We start from the raw sequence: 19,268 nt of genomic DNA on the forward strand, positions 1-19,268 counted from the left end.
CTGGACGATCACGCCAGGCTCGAGCGTCTCCCGCACGATCCGCAACCGCTCCTCAGTGGACCAGCTCCGCCGCCGCACCGCGCGCACGCGGACCTCGACTGCAGGCTCAGAGCCTGCTCCGGAACCGCTCTTACGACGCTCATATGAGCGGCTCACGAGTGGTGCTGGCGTCGTCGTGTCGTCGGTCATGCCCACGACATCGACCACCCGCCGTGATCACCACAAGGCGTGGATCGGCTGCCGCTTACGGTGCACGGCGCGGCGCAGCTCGAGCAGATCAAGGCCAGCATGCTGGCCTTCGGCTTCACCAACCCGCTGCTGGTGGATGAGGCCGGCGTGCTGATCGCCGGCCATGGCCGGCTCGAGGCGGCGGTGGCGCTCGGCATCGAGCGGGTGCCGGTGATCGTGCTGCGCCACCTGTCGTCGGCACAGAAGGACGCGCTCCGGCTCGCCGACAACCGCATCGCAGAGAACGGGACCTGGGACCAGGCGCTGCTGCGCGAGGCGCTGGCCAGCGTGCAAGCCGCGGCGGAGATCGACCTGGCCATGCTCGGCTTCTCGGCCGACGAGCTGAGCGCAATCCTCGCGGCGGCAGAGACCGCCGTCACCGATGGCGAAGCGCCCGGGGAGGCGGATCAGCCGGAGGTTGGCGGGGGTGGCGCGCCCGGCGCGACGGAGACGGACGAAGCGCCGGCGGGCGGGGGCCTTCGTCTTCACCACGGTCGGAACCGCCCTTTCGAGCCCCTTTGCGCTCGCCGGCCGCACTCTGTCACCTGAATGAGCGGCCACAACGAAGAGGCTAGCGAGCGCCTTGCTTCCGCTGCCGCGGCCGCGCGGCAGGGCCCGCCTTGCCGGCACGCGGAGCCGTCTTGCCGTTTCGCGTGGCGCTTCCCCGGGCGCCGGCAGAAGGCCCGGCGCCGACAACGGTCTCCATCATGCGGATGATGAGAGGCTCGATATCGCCATCGAACTCCTCCAGAAGCGGCTCCACGTGTAGTACATGGCGGAAGATGCCGATGCCCGCCAGGCAGGCGGCAAGCAGCACGGCGCGCTGAGGCGCCGGATCGCCCAGCTTGGGAACCAGCGGCTCGACCACGTCCCGGGCCAACGCCGCCCGAAGGATGGGGATCGCCTCAGGGCTCAGGAGGTTGCGGACGAAGATGTCGAGCGGATCCACCACCCGGATCACCCGGTCGAGGCTGGGCTCCAGGAGCCTGGCGGCGAGGCGGGCGGGCAATTCCTTCCGCTCGGCAGAGAAAAGCTGCCGGGACTGGCAGGCCGCGGCGACGACTTCCTCGAAAAGCCTCTCCTTGGAGCCGAAGGTCCGGTGGACCAGGGCCACGTCCACGCCGACATCGGCGGCGATATCCCGAAGCTTGGTCTCTTCATAGGAGCATTGGGCGAAGCGAAGCAGCGCGGCTTCGAGAATCCGGCTTCGCGTGTCCTGCTTCGAACCCTGAACGTCCAGTTGCGGTGACATTCCTCATCCTGCTTCCGCCGGCGACATGACTTCAACAGCCGATTCGATCCACCTGCGCGCATATCAACAGCTGTTGACATGGATCATGGCCGGCGGTCCAGTTGTCCACTTTCCTGGGCCGGCGCCGAAGATGCATCGGCGCGTTATCGAAGGATGGATATAATGTCCAGAACGGCAATCGTCACGGGGGGAACGCGCGGCATCGGCGCCGCGATCTCGAAGGCGCTCCACGCGGAAGGCCACAGGGTGGCAGCCAACTATGCCGGCAACGAGGAGGCCGCCGCGGCCTTCCGCCGCGAGACCGGCATCGCCGTGTTCAAGTGGGACGTCTCCGACTTCGCGGCCTGCGCTGCCGGCGTGCGACAGGTCACGGAGGAGCTCGGCGCCGTCGACATCCTGGTCAACAACGCCGGCATCACGTGCGACGCCATGCTGCACAGGATGACGCTGGAGCAGTGGCGCACCGTCATCGACACCAACCTGAACTCGCTCTTCAACATGACCCGCCAGGTCATCGAGGGGATGCGCGAGCGCGGCTTCGGCCGCATCGTCAACATCTCCTCGATCAACGGGCAGAAGGGCCAGATCGGGCAGACGAACTACTCCGCCTCCAAGGCGGGCGACCTCGGCTTCACCAAGGCCCTGGCGCAGGAGAACGCCCGGAAGGGGATCACCGTCAACGCGGTCTGCCCCGGCTATACCGAGACGGACATGGTGCGCGCCGTGCCGCAGGACGTGCTGGAGAAGTCGGTCCTGTCGCAGATTCCCGTCGGCCGGCTCGGCCAGCCCGAGGAGATCGCGCGCTGCGTGCTCTTCCTCGCCTCGGAGGAGGCCGGCTTCGTCACCGGTTCGACGCTGACGGTCAACGGCGGCCAGTACCTGATCTGACGCGCCGGGCACCCTTCGCCGCACCGTTGCTTCCGGGACCAGCAGGCTGCGGCTCCGGCCCCGAGAGGCCGTCGCTGTCGCCGAACTTCGGAAGGGAACGGTTCCTCGGCACCACATGGCGACCCGGGACCGGGCCGGCGTTGAGCTGCTGCTCGCTGCTGGTGCCGAGGGTCCGCCTGGCCAGGGCATAGCCCTCCTTCTGGTTGAAGCGGACGGAGACGTCCGAGAAATCGTAGTCGCGCGAGGCGGGCTCGCCCGGCCTTCCGGGGCGGACGAAGCGCGTGATGCGCGTCGGCGCCCCGTCGCCCATCAGCTCCAGGTAGAGCGGCCGCTGCCGGATCTTCGCCTGGATCGCCGGGTCGACCAGGCCGAGGATGCCGCTGACCAGTCCCCGATAGGCGCCGACCAGCTCGCGCAGGCGCAGGTCGCTGCGCACGCGCTCGGAGTAGACGATCTCGTCGCGCCGGGCCATCACCTCCATCATGTTCGCCGGCAGCGGCCGCTGCCCCGAGAAGAGGTCCACGATGAAGACCCGCTTCCCGTCCGGGCCGCAGCGGTCGGTCACGATGTCGAGCGGCGAGTTGCTGATGACGCCGCCGTCCCAGTAGGCCTTGCCGTCGATCTCCGTCCAGGGGAAGCCCGGCGGCAGGCTGCCGCTCGCCAGGATGTGGTCGGGCGTCAGCCCGTCGACATAGCTGTCGAAGATCTCGAGCTCGGCAGTGGCGACGTCGACCGCGCCGACCATGAGCCGGACCGGGCTGTTCCGGAGCTTGGGGAAGTCCACGTATTTCGCGATCAGCTCCCGCATCGGGCCGATGTCGTAGAAGCTGGTCCAGCTCATCGGCGGCGTCATCGGCGCGGAGAAGGAGGGCAGCCATCGCGGGCGGAAGAAGTTCGGCACGCCGTACATCAGGATGCCGAGGGAGGCCGCCGCCGTCGCCACCTCCTCGCAGGCCGCGGGCGGGGTCCGCACCGAGATGTCCGACCAGAAGGCTTCCAGCGCCTCCGCGGCATGGCGCGGATGGGCTGCGATGATCGCACCGTTCAGCGCGCCGATGGAGATGCCGGCGACGATGTCGGGGAAGATCCTTTCCTCCTCCAGCGCCTTCACCACGCCGCATTCGAAGGCCCCGAGCGCGCCGCCGCCCTGCAGGACGAGGACGGTCTGGGTCGGGAGGCGGTCGAGGGCGAAGGCCGGGTCGTGGAGCCGTCCCTTCGCATCGCGGAGATTGACCCGGTAGCGGATCAGCCCCTTGGCGCCGCTGGTCTCCTCGACGGGCCGACCGATCGTGAAGAAGGCGCGGAGGAGGTCGCCCTTCAGATAGAAGAGGGCGAAGGACTTCTCCTCCAGGGAGCCGCGGCCGATCCGCTCCTCCGCCTCCTCCGGGGCGCCGAGCATGCTGAAGCTGACATCCCCGACATCGCAGAAGAAGTAGGAGACCTCGTCGTAGCGGCGCCGCTGCCCTAGCATGTTCCGGGCCGCGAGGTGCCCCTGCTTCTCCGCGTTGTCCCAGTGCTCGATGTGCCGGCGGCGGGCGAAGACGGGGTCGTAGAAGCTGGTGACGTCTCCCGCTGCGAAGACGTTCGGCGCGCTCGTCTGCAGCAGCTCGTCGACGAGGACGAGCCCCTCGTCGAGCGCGATCCCGCTTTGCTCCAGGAAGCCCGTATCCGGCTCGACGCCGATGCTGACGACGAGCATGTCGCAGGGGAGACGGCGCCCCGATGCCAGCTCCGCCTCCCGGATGCGGTCCCCGCCATGGATCGCCGCGATGGTCTCGCCCAGCAGGATCTGGGCGCCGCGCTCCTCGGCATGGCGCCGGAAGTACGCCGAGACCTCCGGCGCCTCGACATGCGGCAACACGACGCCCTCGCATTCGACGATCGTGACCTCGAGACCGAGCTCGATGAGCGACATGGCGATCTCCAGCCCCAGGAAGCTTCCGCCCAGCACGATGGCCCGCCGCGCGCCCGACGCGATCCGGGCGCGGATCGCGTCGCAATCGGCCCTGCGGCGGAGGTAGTGCACGCCCGGAAGCTCCTCCCCCGGGGCCAGGAGGCGCTTCGGCCTGGAGCCGGTCGCGATCAGCAGCCGCCCGTAGCGGATTTCCTCACCCGCCGCGGTCGTGACGACCTGCCGCCCCGGATCGACCGCGGCAGCGCGGGCATTCAGCGCGAGCTCGATCGCCTGGTCCTGGTAGAAGCTCTCCGGCCGCAGCAGGATCCGCCTTTCATCGGCGGTCCCGAGCAGCAGCTGCTTCGACAGCGACGGGCGGTGGTAGGGTGGGGCCCGGTCGGCCGACAGGATCATGACAGAGCCCGCCGCTCCTTCCAGCCTCAGGGTCGCCGCCGCCGCCGCGCCGGCGCCGCCCCCGCCGAGAATCAGGTGGTCGACCTCTCGCATCGTTATGCCAATCTCCATGGCGGGTTCGCGCCCGGGAACGGATCAGGTTCAGTCCACCCGTATCGCCGGACGGACGCGCGCATTGATGCGGTCCACCAGCCAGAGCAGGCTGCCGTGCCAGAAGCCGTGAAGGCGGGCCTGATGGCTGCGGTACAGCATCGCGTGTCCAAGCTGGGCGACGCGGCCACGGATGAACCCGCCCTTGAAGAAGCCGAACTTGCCGAGCGATCCATAGGCATCGAAGCCGCCGAGCGAGACCAGCGAGCCGAAGTCGCGATAGCTGAAATCGGGCACGGATCGGCCCGCCAGCAGGTCCGGCAGCCATTGCGCCAGGTATCGGGCTTGCTGGTGCGCGACCTGCGCGGTCGGCGGCAGCGGCCGCCCCTGCCCCGCGAGAGTCAGGCTCGAGCAATCGCCCAGGGCATAGATATCCGCATCCTGCGTGGCCTGGAGCGTCGGCCCGACGACCACCTGATGCGTGCGCGTCATCTCCAGCCCATCGAGGCTGGCCAGGACGTCCGGCGCCTTGACGCCGGCGGCCCAAACCTTGAGCCCCGCGTCCACCAGGCTGCCGTCCGACAGCCGGAATCCCTCCGGCTCGGCGGCCATCACCCGGGCGCCGGTCTTCACGGTGACGCCGAGTTCCTCGAGGCGGGATCGCGACGCCTGAGCGATCCGCTCCGGGAAGGCCGCCAGCAGGCGGTCGCCGCTCTCGACGAGGGTCACGCCGAGCCTGCGCGACATGCCTGTCGCGCCGTAGTACTCGGCCAGCGTCGCCAGCTCGACCAGTTCGGCCGCGAGTTCCACCCCTGTCGCGCCACCGCCGACGATGCCGATGGCGAGCGGCTCATTCTTCGTGACCGATTGCAGGATGCGCAGGCGCACCTCGTCATTGAATTCGATGGCCTGGCGGCGCGAGTCGATGGTGCGGCAATGCTCCTTCACGCCAGGGGTGCCGAAATCATTCGCCGTGCTGCCCAGCGCGAGGACGAGCGTGTTGTATGGAACCTCACGCGCAGGGAGCAATTCCTGCCCTTGGGCCGAAAGCCAGGGCGCCAGCAGGACGCGCCGAGCCCCGCGGTCGATGCCCAGCACCTCGCCGGGCTGGAAGACGAAGCCATGGGTCCGCGCCTGCGCCACATAGGCCGTCTGCTGCTGGTGGACGTCGCGCGTGCCGGCGGCGATGGTGTGCAGCATCGGCTTCCAGACATGCGCGGTTTCCCGGTCGATGAGGGTAACCTTCACGCGCCGCCCACCTACAGTGCGCGCCGCCAGCCGCGTGGCGATCTCGATCCCGGCAACGCCGCCGCCCAGGATCACGACATGATGTGCCTCCCCCATGGTCAGCAGGCAGACCAGCCGCCATCCGACGAGAGCACCGCGCCGTTGACGTTCCGGGCCTCGTCGGTCATGAGCCAGAGAATGTTGGCGGCCAGCGTGTCCGCATCGACCGAGGGCGGCGCATTGGCCTGCATCACCGGCTCGATCCGCGCCCAGGCGCTCTCCGAGCGGGGCGTCGCGACGATGGAGGTCTGCACGCCCCCCGGCGCCACCGCATTGGTCCTGATGCCGTCCGGGCCGTAGATGAAGGCCGTGCTCCGCGTCAGCCCCAGCAGGGCGTGCTTGGAGGCGGTGTAGGCGACGCCGGCGGCGGAGCCCCGCAGCGCGGCGATCGAGGCGACATTGACGATGCTGCCCTGCCCCGCCACGAGCATCACGGGCAGGACGGCACGGGTCAGCCGCATCACGGCCGTCAGGTTGACGGCCAGCACCCTGTCCCAGGTCTCGTCGTCGATCTCCGCGAGCGGCAGAAAGCCATCCATGATGCCCGCCACATTGGCGAGCGCGTCCGCGCGGCCGGCGCAGGCCTCGACGATCCTCTGCACGGTTCCTCCGTCGCAGAGGTCGCCGGTCACCGTCAGGAGGGCGCCCTCCACCTTCCCCTGCCCGAGCGCTGCCAAACGCTTCCCATCAAGGTCGGTGGCGATGACCCGGGCGCCCTCCCGGAGAAGCCGCGCGGCGGTGGCGCGGCCGATTCCCGCGCCGGCGCCCGTGACGACGACCGTCCGGCCGGCGAATCTGTCGGGAACGATCTCCATGGAAGGCCTCCTCATTTCGTGGGTACGGCGGCTCATCTCAGGAAGAGCCGGAAACGGTGGAGCGAGAACAGGAAGAGCGCGGCGCCGATCCCGATGAGGGCCGCGAACTGGGGCCAGACGACGCCGAGGCCGGCGCCGCGGAAGAGGATGGCCTGCGCCAGGATGACGAAATGCGTGTTGGGCGCCGCCAGCATGATGGTCTGGATGATCTCGGGCATGCTCTCGCGCGGCGTGGTGCCGCCGGACAGCACCTGGAGCGGCAGCAGCACGAGGATCAGCAGCAGGCCGAACTGCGGCATCGAGCCGGCGATGGTGGCCAGGAAGATTCCCATGCAGGTGGTGGCGAAGAGCTGCAGCGCCGCGCCGAGCAGGAAGAGCGGAACGGAGCCCTCGATCGGCACCGCCAGCAGGCCCTGCACCACCACGACGATCGAGAAGGCCGAGGCGGCGAGCACCACGAGGCCCATGGACCAGATCTTGCTCAGCATGATCTCGACCGGCGTGACGGGCATGACCAGCAGGTGGTCGATCGTGCCGTGCTCCCGCTCGCGGATCAGCGCCGCGCCGGTCAGGACGATCGACAGCATGGTGATGGAGGAGATGACGTTGGTGATCGCGCCGAACCAGCTCTTGTTCAGCTCCTGGTTGAAGCGCGCGCGCAGCGTGAGGTCGACGGGAAGCGCGGCCCCGGAGCGGTAGCGGCTGAGGAACTCGTTCACCTCGGCCGTGACGATGGACTGGATGTGCCCGGCCCCGGTGAAGGCCTGCGTCATGCGCGTGGCGTCCACGTTGAGCTGGATCTCCGGCGCGCGCCCGGCCAGCAGATCGCGCTGGAAATTCGGCGGGATATCGAGCGCGAAGGTATCGATGCCCTCGTCCATCCGCCGGTCCATCTCGGTGGCCGAAATGAGCCGGGGGATGACGAAGTAGGGCGGGTAGAAGGCGAGCGCGATGCGCCCCGAGACCGGCGAGCGGTCCTCGTCCACGATGGCGATGGCGGCGCGGCTCAGCGTCTCGGGCATGGCGCGGGAGGCCGTGTAGATCGAGAGGGTGAAGGCGTAGGCGATCAGGATCAGCAGCATCGGATCCCGCGCCAGGCCGCGCAGCTCCTTGATGCCGAGCTGCAGGACATTCGCGAGCCGCATGGTCAGCGCGCCTGCTTGCGCAGCAGCACCGCCGCCAGGCCCAGCAGCACGGGAACGGCGATCAGGAGCGGCAGGAAGGCCTCCCCGAGATCGGCGAAGCCGAGTGCCTTCGAGAAGGTGCCGCGCGCGATGGTGATGAAATGGGTCGTCGGATAGATGCGGCCGATCAGCGCGCCCGCGCCCTCCAGCGAGGAGACGGGATCGGTCATGCCGGAATACTGCACGGCCGGGATCAGGGTGATGAGCGAGGTGCCGAAGATGGCCGCGATCTGGCTGCGCATGAAGCTCGAGATCAGCAGGCCCATGCCCGTCGCGCAGATGACGTAGAGCAGCGCGGCCGTGCTGAGGGCGAGGAAGCTGCCGGTGACCGGCACGCCGAAGACGAAGACCGCGAAGCCCGCCAACATCAGGAAGTTCAGCATGGCAAGCAGGACGTAAGGCAGCTGCTTGCCGAGCAGGAACTCCAGCCGCGTCACGGGCGTGGTGTAGAAGTTGATGATGGAGCCGAGCTCCTTCTCGCGAACCACGCTGAGGACGGCGAACATGGCCGGGATCATCATCAGCAGCAGCGGGATCACGGCCGGCACCATCGCGACCAGACTCTGGATGTCGGGGTTGTAGCGGTAGCGGACCTGGATCTGGAATGCGCCGATCGCGGCGGCGTCGCCCAGGAGCTCGCGGGCCTTCTGCGTCAGCCAGGCGGCATGCATGCCCTGCACGTAGCCGCGCACCGTCTCCGCGCGCGAGGGCATGGCGCCGTCGATCCAGGCGCCGACCTCGACGTTGCGGCCGCGCGCCACGTCGCGGCCGAAGCCCGGCGGAATCTCGATCGCGAGGCTCAGCTCGCCGGTGCGCATGCGGCGGTCAAGGTCCTCGTAGTCCGTGATGGGTGGCTTCTGAATGAAGTAGCGCGAGCCGGCGATCTGCAGCGTGTAGTCGCGGCTCACCGTCGTGTCGTCGCGGTCGAGCACGGCGAAGGACAGGTTCTCGACATCCATGTTGATGCCGTAGCCGATGACGAGCATCAGCAGCACGCTGCCCAGCATGGCGAGCGTCGCGCGGATGGGGTCGCGCCGGAGCTCCAGGGCCTCGCGCCGCGCATAGGCGAGCATCCGGCGCGGGCTGAAGATGCGCGCGGTGCCGGTGTTTTCCTGCACCGCCTCCGCGACCGGAGCCAGCGCGGCGGGAGGCGCCTCCTCCTGCCGGCCTTCCGCCTCCTCCAGATAGGCGATGAAGGCTTCCTCGAGCGTGTGTGCGGACCGGCTCGCGATGATGGCGGCCGGCGTGTCGCTGATCAGGACCTTGCCCGCGTGCATCAGGGAGATGCGGTCGCAGAGCTCCGCCTCGTTCATGAAGTGCGTCGAGACGAAGATCGTCACGCCGTCCTTCCGCGAGAGGTCGGAGAGGATGCGCCAGAAGGCGTCGCGCGCCATGGGGTCCACGCCCGAGGTCGGCTCGTCGAGGATCAGCAGCTCGGGCGAATGGATCATCGCCACCGCGAGCGACAGGCGCTGGCGAATGCCGAGGGGCAGCGCGTCCGGCAGGCTGTCCATCACGCCGGCCAGGTCGAAGCGCGCCACCATCTCCTCGATCCGCGCAGGGATGCGGTCGGCCGGCATGCGGAAGAGCCGCGCGTGCAGGTCGAGGTTCTGCCGCACCGTCAGCTCGGAATAGAGCGAGAAGGCCTGCGACATGTAGCCCACGCGGCGGCGCACCTCCATGTCGGAGGGATCGACCTCGCGGCCGAAGAGCCGGGCCTTGCCCTCGCTCGCGGCGAGCAGGCCCGTGAGCATCTTCATGGTGGTCGTCTTGCCGCAGCCGTTGGAGCCGAGGAAGCCGAAGATCTCGCCGCGGCCGATGCGGAAGCTCACATCGTCCACCGCCGTGAAGTCGCCGAAGCGCATGGAGAGGTGCTCGGCCTCGATCGCGGCCTCTGCCTCGCCTCCCGCGGGCCGGGGCGGGATGACCAGCTTCTCGTGCCCGCGGCGCCGCTCCTCCGGCAGCAGGGCGATGAAGGCGGCGTCAAGCGTCGCCGCGCCGGTCCGCGCCAGCAGGTCGGCGGGCGTGCCGGTGGCGAGCACGCGGCCGGAATCCATCGCCACCAGCCCGTCGAAGCGCGCGGCCTCCTCCATGTAGGCGGTGGCGACGATCACGCTCATGCCGGCGCGGCCGCCGCGGATGCGGTCGATCAGCTCCCAGAACTGCCGGCGCGACAGCGGATCAACCCCGGTGGTCGGCTCGTCGAGGATCAGCAGGTCCGGGTCGTGGATCAGCGCGCAGCAGAGGCCGAGCTTCTGCTTCATGCCGCCCGAGAGCTTGCCGGCCGGGCGGTCCGCGAAGTCCGCCAGGCCGGTACTGCGCAGGAGCTCCGCGATGCGGCGTTCGCGCTCCTCCCGGCCCTGGCCGAAGAGCCGGCCGAAGAAGTCCACGTTCTCGAAGACCGAGAGCGTCGGGTAGAGGTTCTTCCCCAGGCCCTGCGGCATGTAGGCGATCCGCGGGCAGGTCCGTGCGCGGTGGCCCGCATCGGCCATGTCGCCGCCCAGCACCTCGATCCGGCCGGACCGGATCGCCTGGGCGCCGGCGATGAGGGCCAGCAGGCTCGACTTGCCCACGCCGTCCGGGCCGATCAACCCGACCATGCGGCCGGTAGGGATGTCGAGGGTCACACCATCCAGGGCTCGGGCCTTGCCGTAGGACAGGCTCACCTCCCGCAGCCGCGCGACGGCAGGCGGTTCCCCGCTCACTGCACCAGCGTCCCGGTCAGGCTGGAGGGCCAGGCGGCGTCGGGCACGAGGCGGACATAGGCGACGCCGGGGATGCCGGCCTTCACCTGGGTGATGTAGCGGCGCAGCAGCTCCGGCGCGATGCGCGCCTTGACGCGGAACATGAGCTTCTGCCGCTCCTGCGCGGTCTCGACGCTGCGCGGCGTGAACTGGGCGACGTCGGCGACGAAGGAGATGGAGGCCGGGATGACGTATTGCGGCGCCGCGTCCAGGACGAGGCGCGCCTCCGCCCCGTAGCGGAGCCGCCCGGCCTGCTCGGCGGGCAGGAAGAAGTTTACGTAGACGTCGCCGAGGTCGACGAGGTTCAGCACCCGACCGCCGGCCGCGAGCACCTCGCCCGGCTGCGCCACGCGGTACTGCACGCGGCCGTCGCGCGGCGCCTTCAGGTCGCTGTCCGCGATGTCCACGTCGATGCGCTCGATGGTGGCCCGCGCCGCGTCCACGGCGGAGCGCGCATCGACGACCTGCGACCGCGCCGCGTTGATCGCGGCATCCGAGGCGGCGAGCTGCGCCCGCGCCGCGCCGAGGGCGGCCTCCGCCCCCAGGGCCCGCGCCCGGTCGTCGTCCAGCAGCTGGAGGGGCGCATTGTTGGTCCGGGCGAGCTGCTCGGTGCGCGCGCGCCGCGCGTTCGCGGCGTCGCGCTCGGCCTCGCGCTGCTCGACCGTCGCGGCGGCGGCCATCCGCTCCGCCTGGCGCTGGGCCACCAGGCTCTCGGCGGTGCCGATGGCGATCTGCGACCGCTGCAGCTGGGCCTCGGCCTCCCGGCGCTGGGCCGTCAGCGGGGCGGTGTCCATCCGCGCAAGCAGCTGGCCTGCCTGCACGAAATCGCCCTCGTTGACGAGGATCTCGCGGATGCGACCGGCAATCTTCGTCGAGATGTCGATCTCGACGGCCTCGATGCGCCCGTTCCCGCTGGCGATGCCGGCCGGCAGGCCAGCCGGGGAGAGCTCTCGCCATGCGAGATAGCCGCCGCCGGCCAGCGCCGCGACGGCCGCGACCAGGACGACGCGCCTGAGCAGAGGTGTCACCGTTCCGATACCTTCAAAGCTATGGGCCCGGAGACCGCCCCCGAGCCGGCCATGGCCGGCAGCCCGGCCCTCAGCCCGGCGCGCTCGTGAGCGTCGACTGCAGCGACCGGTAGGCGCGCTGCGCTTCCTCGCTGCAGGCCACCGAGGCGGACCGCAGGAAATCCAGTTGGCAGGAGAGCGCCTCGGCCGGCCCCTTGCACTCCGCCAGCCTCCTTGCGAAGTCCGCCTGCGCCTGGAGGGCGCGAGCCAGCGCGCCGAAGCTCTCCCGGTAGAGATTCGTGTACAGGGCCGTGGGCGCCTCCGAGAAGGGCTTCAGCCACTCGATGCCGCCGGGCAGCGCCGCCGGCGCCCTGGGCGGTGCGGTCGACAGGGCCTCCGCCGCAATCTCGATCTTCTTCTCAGCCATCTTCGAAGCTCCTCTGAGGCGCGGTGCCCTGATCGGCAATTCGTATGTTCTGCCCGGCCTGAATGAACGCTGCCTTGATCTATGTCAACGACTGTTGACAGATCCGCCCCCCAGGGTTTAGCCATGGTAAACCAACAAACCCGGACGAGGGCATCCATGCGCCGCGAACCCGCGCAACAGGCGCCACTCGCGGTGCGCGATCGCATTCTGCAGGCCGCCAGGCGGCGGTTCTCAGTGCACGCCTATGAGGATATCGGGCTCTGGGACATCGCCGCCGATGCCGGCGTCGATGTCGCCTGCATGTATCGCTGCTTCGGCTCCCAGGAAGAGCTCTTCGCCCGAGCGGTGGAGACGGCGCTTCGGCCCGGCCGCATCTTCTCAGAACCCAACGGCTTGGCCGCGTCCCTGGCAAGGCAGGTTTTCGCGCAAGACGCCGCGCACGCCGGTGATGGGATCGGTCCGTTCGACATCGTCATCCGCGCGCTATCGAGTCCAGACGGCGCACGCGTGCTGCGCGAGTGCATCGTGACGGGCTTCGTCGTGCCCCTGGCCGGAAGGCCGCCACACCCCTCCGCCCAGCAAGCCGCGGCGATTGCAGCCTTCCTGGGAGGGTTGGGCATCCTGCGGAACGTGCTCGCCCTCGGGTCGCTGCGCGAGCCGGAGGGCGGCGCGCTTCACCGGCTGATCGAACGGACCCTCCAGGCCATCCTGGAGGCGGATGACGGCCGCGCACCGCGGGCCGCGATGGAGTTGCGCCGATGAGCCCACCCGCCTTCCCGGCAAGCGACGACGAGAGCGTGAACAGCGAGGCGTTCCGGGCGGTTGACCGGATGCGCGAGGCCATGACGGGGCGCGCGACGTCCGGAGTATCCCCGAACTCCCTCGCGCTGGCGCTGTTCGACTGGTCCATCCATCTCGCCTCGGCGCCGGGCAAGCGGATGGAGCTGGTAGACAAGGCGGGACGGAAGGCCGTCCGGCTGCTCACCTGGCTGGCGGCCTCCGCTGCGCAGCGGGAGACGCCGCCCTGCATCGAGCCGCTGCCGGGCGACTACCGCTTCCGCGCCGAGGCCTGGCGCAAGCAGCCTTTCGCCTTCTGGGCGCAGGCCTTCCTGCTCAACCAGCAATGGTGGCACAACGTCACCCGCGAGGTTCCGGGCATGGCGCCGCACCACGAGGAGGTCATCTCCTTCGCGGCACGGCAGTGGCTGGACGTGTTCTCGCCATCGAACAACCCCTTCACCAATCCGGAGATCCTCGAGAAGACCTTCCAGTCCGGCGGGGCAAACTTCCTGCAGGGCTTCCGGAACTGGTTCGAGGATGTCGGCCGGCTCGCCACGGGCCAGCCGCCCATCGGCGCAGAGGCCTTCCTGCCTGGCCGCGACGTGGCGATGACGCCGGGCAGAGTGGTCTACCGGAACCACCTGATCGAGCTGATCCAGTACGCCCCGGCGACGGAGACGGTGCTGGCCGAGCCGGTGCTGATCGTGCCGGCCTGGATCATGAAGTACTACATCCTCGACCTGTCGCCGCAGAACTCGCTGGTGCGATACCTGGTCTCGAAGGGACATACCGTCTTCTGCATCTCCTGGCGCAACCCCACCGCGCAGGACCGCGACCTCACGATGGACGACTACCGCCGGATGGGCGTGATGGCGGCGCTCGACGCGGTCCGGGCCATCTTGCCGGATCGGAAGATCCACGCGACAGGCTATTGCCTGGGCGGCACGCTGCTCGCGATCGCCGCGGCGGCGATGGCGCGGGCCGGCGACGACCGGCTCGCCTCCATGACCCTCCTCGCGGCGCAGACCGACTTCACCGAGCCCGGCGAGCTCGCACTGTTCATCGACCACAGCCAGATGCACTTCCTCGACAGCATGATGTGGAACCGGGGCTACCTCTCGGCCGAGCAGATGGCCGGGGCCTTCCAGCTCCTGCGCACCAACGACCTCATCTGGTCGCGGCTCGTGCACGACTACCTGATGGGCGAGCGCACGCCGATGATCGACCTGATGGCCTGGAACGCGGATTCCACGCGCATGCCCTACCGGATGCATGCGGAATACCTGCAGCGCCTGTATCTCGACAACGAGCTCGCGGCCGGGCGCTTCCTCGTGGAGGGCCGGCCGGCGGCATTGCAGAACATCCGCGTGCCGCTCTTCGTGGTGGGCACCGAGCGCGACCACGTCGCGCCCTGGCGCTCCGTCTACAAGATCCACCTCCTCGCTGACACCGACGTCACCTTCGTGCTCACGAGCGGCGGCCACAATGCCGGCATCGTGAGCGAGCCGGGCCGCGCCGGCCGGCGCTTCCGCGTCGCCACCCGGCGGAAGGACGGCACCTGCTTCGACGCCGAGGAATGGGCCCTGATGGCGGATCGGAAGGAGGGCTCCTGGTGGGAGGAATGGCTTCCTTGGCTCGCAGGCCATTCCTCGCCCGAGCCCGTGCCGCCCCCGCCGATGGGCGCCGCCGACAAGGGCTATGCGCCGGACGCCGATGCGCCCGGAACCTATATCTTCCAGCGCTGAGGAAGCGATGAGCGAGGAATTCCTCCGCAACCGGCCCTTCGCGGAGCTGCAGGTCGGCGACACCGCCTCCCTGGTGCGAAGCGTCGGGCGCGACGACATCGACCTCTTCGCGGCCGTCTCGGGCGACATCAATCCAGCGCATCTCGATGCCATCTTTGCGGCCACCGACCGCTTCGGTCACATCGTCGCGCATGGCATGTGGACGGCCGCGCTGGTCTCGGCCGTGCTGGGCACGATGCTGCCCGGTCCGGGCACCATCTACCTCGGGCAGGAGCTGAAATTCCTGAAGCCGGTCGCACCGGGAGACACCGTGACCGCGACCGTCACCGTGAAGGAGAAGCGGACGGAGAAGGCCATCGTGCTGCTGGACACGGCCTGCACCAACCAGCGTGGCGAGGCGGTGCTGGCCGGGACCGCCACCGTGATCGCGCCAGATCGGCTCATTGAATGGCCGAGGACGCGGCTGCCCGACGTCTCGCTCCGCCGGCACGAGCGCTACGAGACCTTCGTGAAGGATGCCCGGAGCCGGCCGCCGGTCCCAGCCGCCATCGTGCATCCCTGCTCGCCGGCGGCGATCCTGGGCGCGATCGAGGTCCGCGACGAAGGGCTGCTGGAGCCGCTGCTGATCGGCCCTGAATCGAAGATCCGCGCCGCGGCGGAGGCGGCGCAGGTCACGCTGGATGGGATCGCGATCGAGGCCGTGCCGCACAGCCACGCCGCCGCCGCCCGCGCCGTCGAGCTCGCGGCGGCGGGGCGCGTGGCGATACTGGTGAAGGGCAGCCTGCACACCGACGAGCTGCTGGAGGCGGTGCTGGCCCCCGGCTCCAACCTCCGGACGGAGCGTCGGCTCAGCCACGTCTACGTCATGGACGTGCCGGCCTATCCGAAGCCGCTCATCGTCACCGATGCGGCGGTCAACATCCAGCCGACGCTGGAGCACAAGCGGGATATCTGCCAGAACGCGGTCGATCTCCTCCGGCTGCTCGGGATGGAGGAGCCGCTGGTGGCGGTGCTGGCGGCCGTCGAAACCGTCAATCCGAAGATGCAGGCGACGCTCGACGCGGCCGCCCTGTCGATGATGGCCTCGCGGGGGCAGATCACGGGGGCGAAGGTCGATGGCCCCCTCGCCTTCGACAATGCCGTCAGCGCCGATGCGGCGCGGACCAAGGGCATCGTCTCGCCGGTCGCCGGACGGGCCGACATCCTGCTCGTTCCCGATCTGGAGGCCGGAAACATGCTGGCGAAGCAGCTGATCTATTTCGGCGGCGCGACGGCGGCCGGGCTGGTGCTCGGCGCGCGCGTCCCCATCGTGCTGACCAGCCGCGCCGATCCGCTGTCCGCGCGCATCGCCTCGGCGGCGCTCGCAAAGCTCGTCGCCGAGCATAAAGCCGCACCATGAGCGCCGATCTGCTGCTCACGCTCAATGCCGGCTCCTCTACGGTAAAGATCGGCCTGTTCGGAATCGCTCCGGAAGGGCCGCAGCGCGTCGCCCGGGGCGTGATCGACTTCCGGAAGGACCCGGCCCGCCTGCGGATGCAGGAAGGGCCTGGCCTCTTCGAGGCGGAGCTCCCGCCCGAGGCCTCGCAGGACATGCAGGCGGCGCTGGCGGAGACCTTCCGCCGCTTGGCCGGGCATGCCGATCCGGAGCGCATCGCCGCGATCGGCCATCGGGTGGTGCATGGCGGCGACGGCTTCGCCGGGCCGGTCCGGATCGACGATGCGGCCCTGGAGGCCATTGAGGAGCTGACGGCGCTCGCGCCGCTGCATCAGCCGCAGAGCCTCCGGCTGATCCGCGCCATCCGGGCGCTGCGGCCGGGCCTCGCGCAGTTCGCCTCCTTCGACACCGCCTTCCACAGGACCAACCCGGAGCTCGTCCGGCGCTTCGCGATCCCGCGCGCGCTCCATGCGGAGGGGGTGAAGCGCTATGGCTTCCACGGCCTGTCCTACAAATTCGTCTCCGGCGAGCTGGCGCGGCGGGCGCCGGAGGTGGCGCGGGGGCGGGTCGTCATCGCGCATCTCGGCAGCGGAGCCAGCCTGTGCGGCCTGCGGAACGGGGTGAGCCAGGACAGCAGCATGGGCTTTTCGACCCTGGACGGCATCCCGATGGCCACGCGCTGTGGCGCGCTCGATCCGGGCGTCCTGCTGCATCTGCTCGGCGCGGGGCGGCGGCCGCTCGGGGAGCTGGAGGACATGCTCTATCACCGGAGCGGCCTTCTCGGCGTGTCGGGGCTGAGCGCCGACAGCCGAGAGCTGCTGGAAAGCGACCGGCCCGAAGCCTGGGAGGCCATTGACCTCTTCGCCTTCCGCACGGCCGGCGAGATCGGGCGGCTGACCATAACGCTGGGCGGCCTCGATGCCGTGGTCTTCACCGCAGGGATCGGCGAGAATCAGCCCGTCATGCGTCAAGCCATCTGCGAGCGGCTCGGCTGGCTCGGTCTCGAGCTCGACGCCGCGGCCAATGCGCAGAATGCTGAACGCATCACCACTTCCTCAAGCCGCGTGGCGGCTTTCGTGATCCCGACGGACGAGGAACAGGTCATCGCGGCCGAGACGCTCGCCATCCTAGGGATGCAGTAGCCTGCTGAGGCTGAGGCGACTCTATTCCGTGTCCTCCTGCAGGTCCCAAGTTACGGCGCGGTGAACATCGATGCCACGCTGCAGGCTTAGCCCCCGATGCCACCAGCGCTTGCCCTGCTCATTGCTGCGCGCGCAGAAGATCAGCAGGCTTGTCGACGTCAACTGCCGCTGCGCCAAAGGGCAACTCGACGACAGAAAGTCGAGCTTGGCATCTCTGCTCCAGGACATTGATAGCGCCGCGCAAGGTCGGCCGGCCAAAGACGTAGCGTAGCACTGGAACCAATCCCAAGCTCCGGACCATTGCCAAGGGCCGCTTGCGTTGCTGCTCCAGCAATTGCCAGAAGTTGAGCACGCGGCTCGCCTCCGGCCGGTTCAAAAGGAACAGATTGCACCCGCTACCGCGACATGGAGTTCCCGCTCACCACCTCGGTCAGCACGGTGCAGCGGATCATGAAGGCCGAGCTGGAGCGCAACCGCCGCCAGCGCGAGGTCGCCTTCCCGGCCAACCTCTCGGCCCTGCGGCTGCGCCCCTGGTAGGGGGCGCTGGTCGCCCTCGATCGTATGGGGCCCTTCCCGGCGCGGGTGACTGGCTGGTCGCTGTCACCGGATGGCGGGGTGAACCTGACCCTCGCCGAGGAGGACCCGGCGGTTTGGGACTGGGACCCGGCGGTGGACGAGCGCGCCACCGGCGAGAGCCCGTCCGTGGTGCTGCCCAACCCCGGCGTGATCGCCGCGCCGGCCAGCATCGCTGTCACCACCCCGACCAGCACCAGCTTTGCCGCCCTGGCGGTGTCCTGGGCGGCGGTCCCGAGCGCCGCACCTCGCCGGCTACGAGGTCGAGTTCCTGCCCGCCTCGGTCGCCGCCTGGCAGGGCTACGGGGCGGGGCTGGGCGCCACCGCAGCCGCGATCCCCACCGCCGAGCCGACCGCCTTCCGGGCGCGCCGTGGCCCGCAGCGGGGCGGTGTCGGGCTGGCGCGAGGCGCTGGTGCCGGGCACCGTCTCGGCGCCCACCGCGACGGGCATCAGCGGCGGGATCCGGATCTCGGGCGGGTTCCCGGCCGACGCTGTCCGGCTGCAGCTGTTCGAGGCCGCCACCAACAGCCTCGCCGCCGCCAGCAAGCTCGCCGCCGAGCCGACGGGCCTGTTCTTCGACCGAACCGGCCTCAGTGCCGACCAGACCCGCTGGTACTGGCTGCGCGCCGTCTCGGCCGAGGGCAACGTCTCGGCCCTGGCCGGGCCCGTCTCCGCCACCGCCCTCTGAGAGCGTGGTCGGGGAGGGACCGGCGATGCAGCGGCGATGGATTTCCTGTGCTGGCCAGGGCCGCGGCACTGCCGCGACGCCGCAGGCCGACGGCGCCGCCGATGCTGGTGGCATCGGCAAGCTGGCTGACGCCGCCAGCGCGGGAGAGACGCGCCGCGGCGCGCCTTAGCCCGCGATCACCAAGGTCACCCTGTCCGGCGGCTTCGCCAGCACGGTCTGCTAGCCGCTGACCGCGTTGCTGGAGGCGTGGGTCGGCTGGCGTGGCGCGTGCCTCGCCTACGCGCTTGTCCACCTCGCGGTGGTGCTGCCCTGCTATCTCCTCGTGGTGCCGAAGGAGGCACGCGCACCCGAGGCGTCCTCCGCCGATGCTCCGGGCACGCGGTCCGGCCACCTGCCGCCCGAGCAGCGCCTGGCCTTCAACCTCCTCGCCGTCGTATTCACGCTCGCCTACGCCGTCATGACGGTGATCGCAATCCACCTGCTCACGCTGCTGCAGGCGCGTGGGCTGGCTCTAGATGTTTGGTCCCGGGGTTTGATGGTGCGGTCTTCCAGCAGACGTGGAAGGACGCGCTATGGGCCAGGTTCATCATGGGAGCGCCACAACGACAGCGGCGATCCGTCGAGCGATCCAGCATAGTCAAGAGAGCCTGAGAGGGCTCGCCAGCCGCTACGGG

At 69.8% G+C, this 19,268-nt stretch carries 18 protein-coding genes and 1 pseudogene; 9 read left to right on the forward strand and 10 right to left on the reverse strand.

The features are described from left to right. Nucleotides 1-189: transposase (locus NJ376_RS26050; RefSeq protein WP_252953065.1), on the reverse strand; the 189-nt coding region annotated here is incomplete at its 3' end. A 39-nt stretch (nucleotides 190-228) separates the two neighbouring features. Between NJ376_RS26050 and NJ376_RS26055 the strand changes: the two genes are divergently transcribed. After that, entirely contained in the window at nucleotides 229-777 is a 549-nt protein-coding gene (locus NJ376_RS26055) for a ParB/Srx family N-terminal domain-containing protein (protein ID WP_252956287.1), read from the forward strand. A gap of 22 nt (nucleotides 778-799) precedes the next feature. On the opposite strand, the gene NJ376_RS26060 is transcribed toward NJ376_RS26055, so the two are convergent. Continuing rightward, a complete protein-coding gene (locus NJ376_RS26060; RefSeq protein WP_252956288.1) occupies nucleotides 800-1,480 on the reverse strand; it encodes a TetR/AcrR family transcriptional regulator in 681 nt (226 codons plus the stop codon). A 162-nt stretch (nucleotides 1,481-1,642) separates the two neighbouring features. Here NJ376_RS26060 and phbB point away from each other — a divergent pair, with 162 nt between their 5' ends. Continuing rightward, nucleotides 1,643-2,368, forward strand: coding sequence for an acetoacetyl-CoA reductase (gene phbB / locus NJ376_RS26065; protein WP_252956289.1), 726 nt, complete (start codon nucleotides 1,643-1,645; stop codon nucleotides 2,366-2,368). On the opposite strand, the gene NJ376_RS26070 is transcribed toward phbB, so the two are convergent. From NJ376_RS26070 to NJ376_RS26100, 7 genes are all read right to left on the reverse strand, one after another. Continuing rightward, nucleotides 2,343-4,769 carry an FAD-dependent oxidoreductase gene (locus NJ376_RS26070; RefSeq protein WP_252956290.1) on the reverse strand — a complete coding sequence of 809 codons (2,427 nt, stop codon included), beginning with the start codon at nucleotides 4,767-4,769 and terminating at the stop codon, nucleotides 2,343-2,345. The genes phbB and NJ376_RS26070 overlap by 26 nt on opposite strands. A gap of 48 nt (nucleotides 4,770-4,817) precedes the next feature. After that, a complete protein-coding gene (locus NJ376_RS26075; protein WP_252956291.1) occupies nucleotides 4,818-6,089 on the reverse strand; it encodes an NAD(P)/FAD-dependent oxidoreductase in 1,272 nt (423 codons plus the stop codon). A gap of 23 nt (nucleotides 6,090-6,112) precedes the next feature. After that, on the reverse strand, nucleotides 6,113-6,868 hold the full coding sequence (locus NJ376_RS26080) for an SDR family NAD(P)-dependent oxidoreductase (RefSeq protein WP_252956292.1): 756 nt from the start codon (nucleotides 6,866-6,868) through the stop codon (nucleotides 6,113-6,115). A gap of 32 nt (nucleotides 6,869-6,900) precedes the next feature. Next, entirely contained in the window at nucleotides 6,901-8,013 is a 1,113-nt protein-coding gene (locus NJ376_RS26085) for an ABC transporter permease (RefSeq protein ID WP_252956293.1), read from the reverse strand. Nucleotides 8,014-8,015: 2 nt separating this feature from the next. Beyond that, nucleotides 8,016-10,757 (reverse strand): ribosome-associated ATPase/putative transporter RbbA, encoded by a 2,742-nt coding sequence (gene rbbA, locus NJ376_RS26090; RefSeq protein WP_252956294.1) that lies wholly within the window; start codon nucleotides 10,755-10,757, stop codon nucleotides 8,016-8,018. Further along, the gene (locus NJ376_RS26095; protein ID WP_252956295.1) at nucleotides 10,754-11,824 is read right to left on the reverse strand and encodes an HlyD family secretion protein; all 1,071 of its coding nucleotides are present in this window, start codon (nucleotides 11,822-11,824) and stop codon (nucleotides 10,754-10,756) included. The genes rbbA and NJ376_RS26095 overlap by 4 nt, the downstream gene beginning before the upstream one ends. Before the next feature lie 70 nt (nucleotides 11,825-11,894). Further along, the gene (locus tag NJ376_RS26100; RefSeq protein ID WP_252956296.1) at nucleotides 11,895-12,230 is read right to left on the reverse strand and encodes a phasin family protein; all 336 of its coding nucleotides are present in this window, start codon (nucleotides 12,228-12,230) and stop codon (nucleotides 11,895-11,897) included. Nucleotides 12,231-12,386: 156 nt separating this feature from the next. Here NJ376_RS26100 and NJ376_RS26105 point away from each other — a divergent pair, with 156 nt between their 5' ends. From NJ376_RS26105 to NJ376_RS26120, 4 genes are read left to right on the forward strand one after another with little or no spacing between them, the layout of a single operon-like run. Next, nucleotides 12,387-12,992, forward strand: a complete 606-nt coding sequence (locus NJ376_RS26105) for a TetR/AcrR family transcriptional regulator (protein WP_252956297.1) — start codon at nucleotides 12,387-12,389, stop codon at nucleotides 12,990-12,992. Then, complete coding sequence (locus NJ376_RS26110; protein WP_252956298.1) at nucleotides 12,989-14,755, forward strand: PHA/PHB synthase family protein; 1,767 nt, start codon at nucleotides 12,989-12,991, stop codon at nucleotides 14,753-14,755. Before NJ376_RS26105 ends, NJ376_RS26110 begins: the two co-directional genes overlap by 4 nt. A 7-nt stretch (nucleotides 14,756-14,762) precedes the next feature. After that, nucleotides 14,763-16,154, forward strand: coding sequence for a bifunctional enoyl-CoA hydratase/phosphate acetyltransferase (locus tag NJ376_RS26115; RefSeq protein ID WP_252956299.1), 1,392 nt, complete (start codon nucleotides 14,763-14,765; stop codon nucleotides 16,152-16,154). Next, a complete protein-coding gene (locus NJ376_RS26120; RefSeq protein ID WP_252956300.1) occupies nucleotides 16,151-17,332 on the forward strand; it encodes an acetate/propionate family kinase in 1,182 nt (393 codons plus the stop codon). The genes NJ376_RS26115 and NJ376_RS26120 overlap by 4 nt, the downstream gene beginning before the upstream one ends. Nucleotides 17,333-17,450: 118 nt before the next feature. Here NJ376_RS26120 and NJ376_RS26125 read toward each other — a convergent pair whose 3' ends face one another. Then, nucleotides 17,451-17,684, reverse strand: a complete 234-nt coding sequence (locus NJ376_RS26125) for a hypothetical protein (RefSeq protein ID WP_252956301.1) — start codon at nucleotides 17,682-17,684, stop codon at nucleotides 17,451-17,453. Between the two features lie 53 nt (nucleotides 17,685-17,737). On the opposite strand from NJ376_RS26125, the gene NJ376_RS28910 reads away from it, so the two are divergent. The 3 genes and pseudogenes from NJ376_RS28910 to NJ376_RS26135 all read left to right on the forward strand — a co-directional run. Beyond that, nucleotides 17,738-17,869: a hypothetical protein gene (locus NJ376_RS28910; RefSeq protein WP_256476602.1), complete on the forward strand. Its 132-nt coding sequence runs from the start codon at nucleotides 17,738-17,740 to the stop codon at nucleotides 17,867-17,869. A gap of 425 nt (nucleotides 17,870-18,294) precedes the next feature. Further along, nucleotides 18,295-18,594, forward strand: coding sequence for a hypothetical protein (locus tag NJ376_RS26130; RefSeq protein WP_252956302.1), 300 nt, complete (start codon nucleotides 18,295-18,297; stop codon nucleotides 18,592-18,594). A gap of 572 nt (nucleotides 18,595-19,166) precedes the next feature. Beyond that, nucleotides 19,167-19,268, forward strand: a pseudogene (locus NJ376_RS26135) (IS481 family transposase); the annotation flags it as partial.

The sequence above is a fragment of the Siccirubricoccus soli genome (assembly GCF_024178315.1).
Classification (GTDB): domain Bacteria; phylum Pseudomonadota; class Alphaproteobacteria; order Acetobacterales; family Acetobacteraceae; genus Siccirubricoccus; species Siccirubricoccus soli.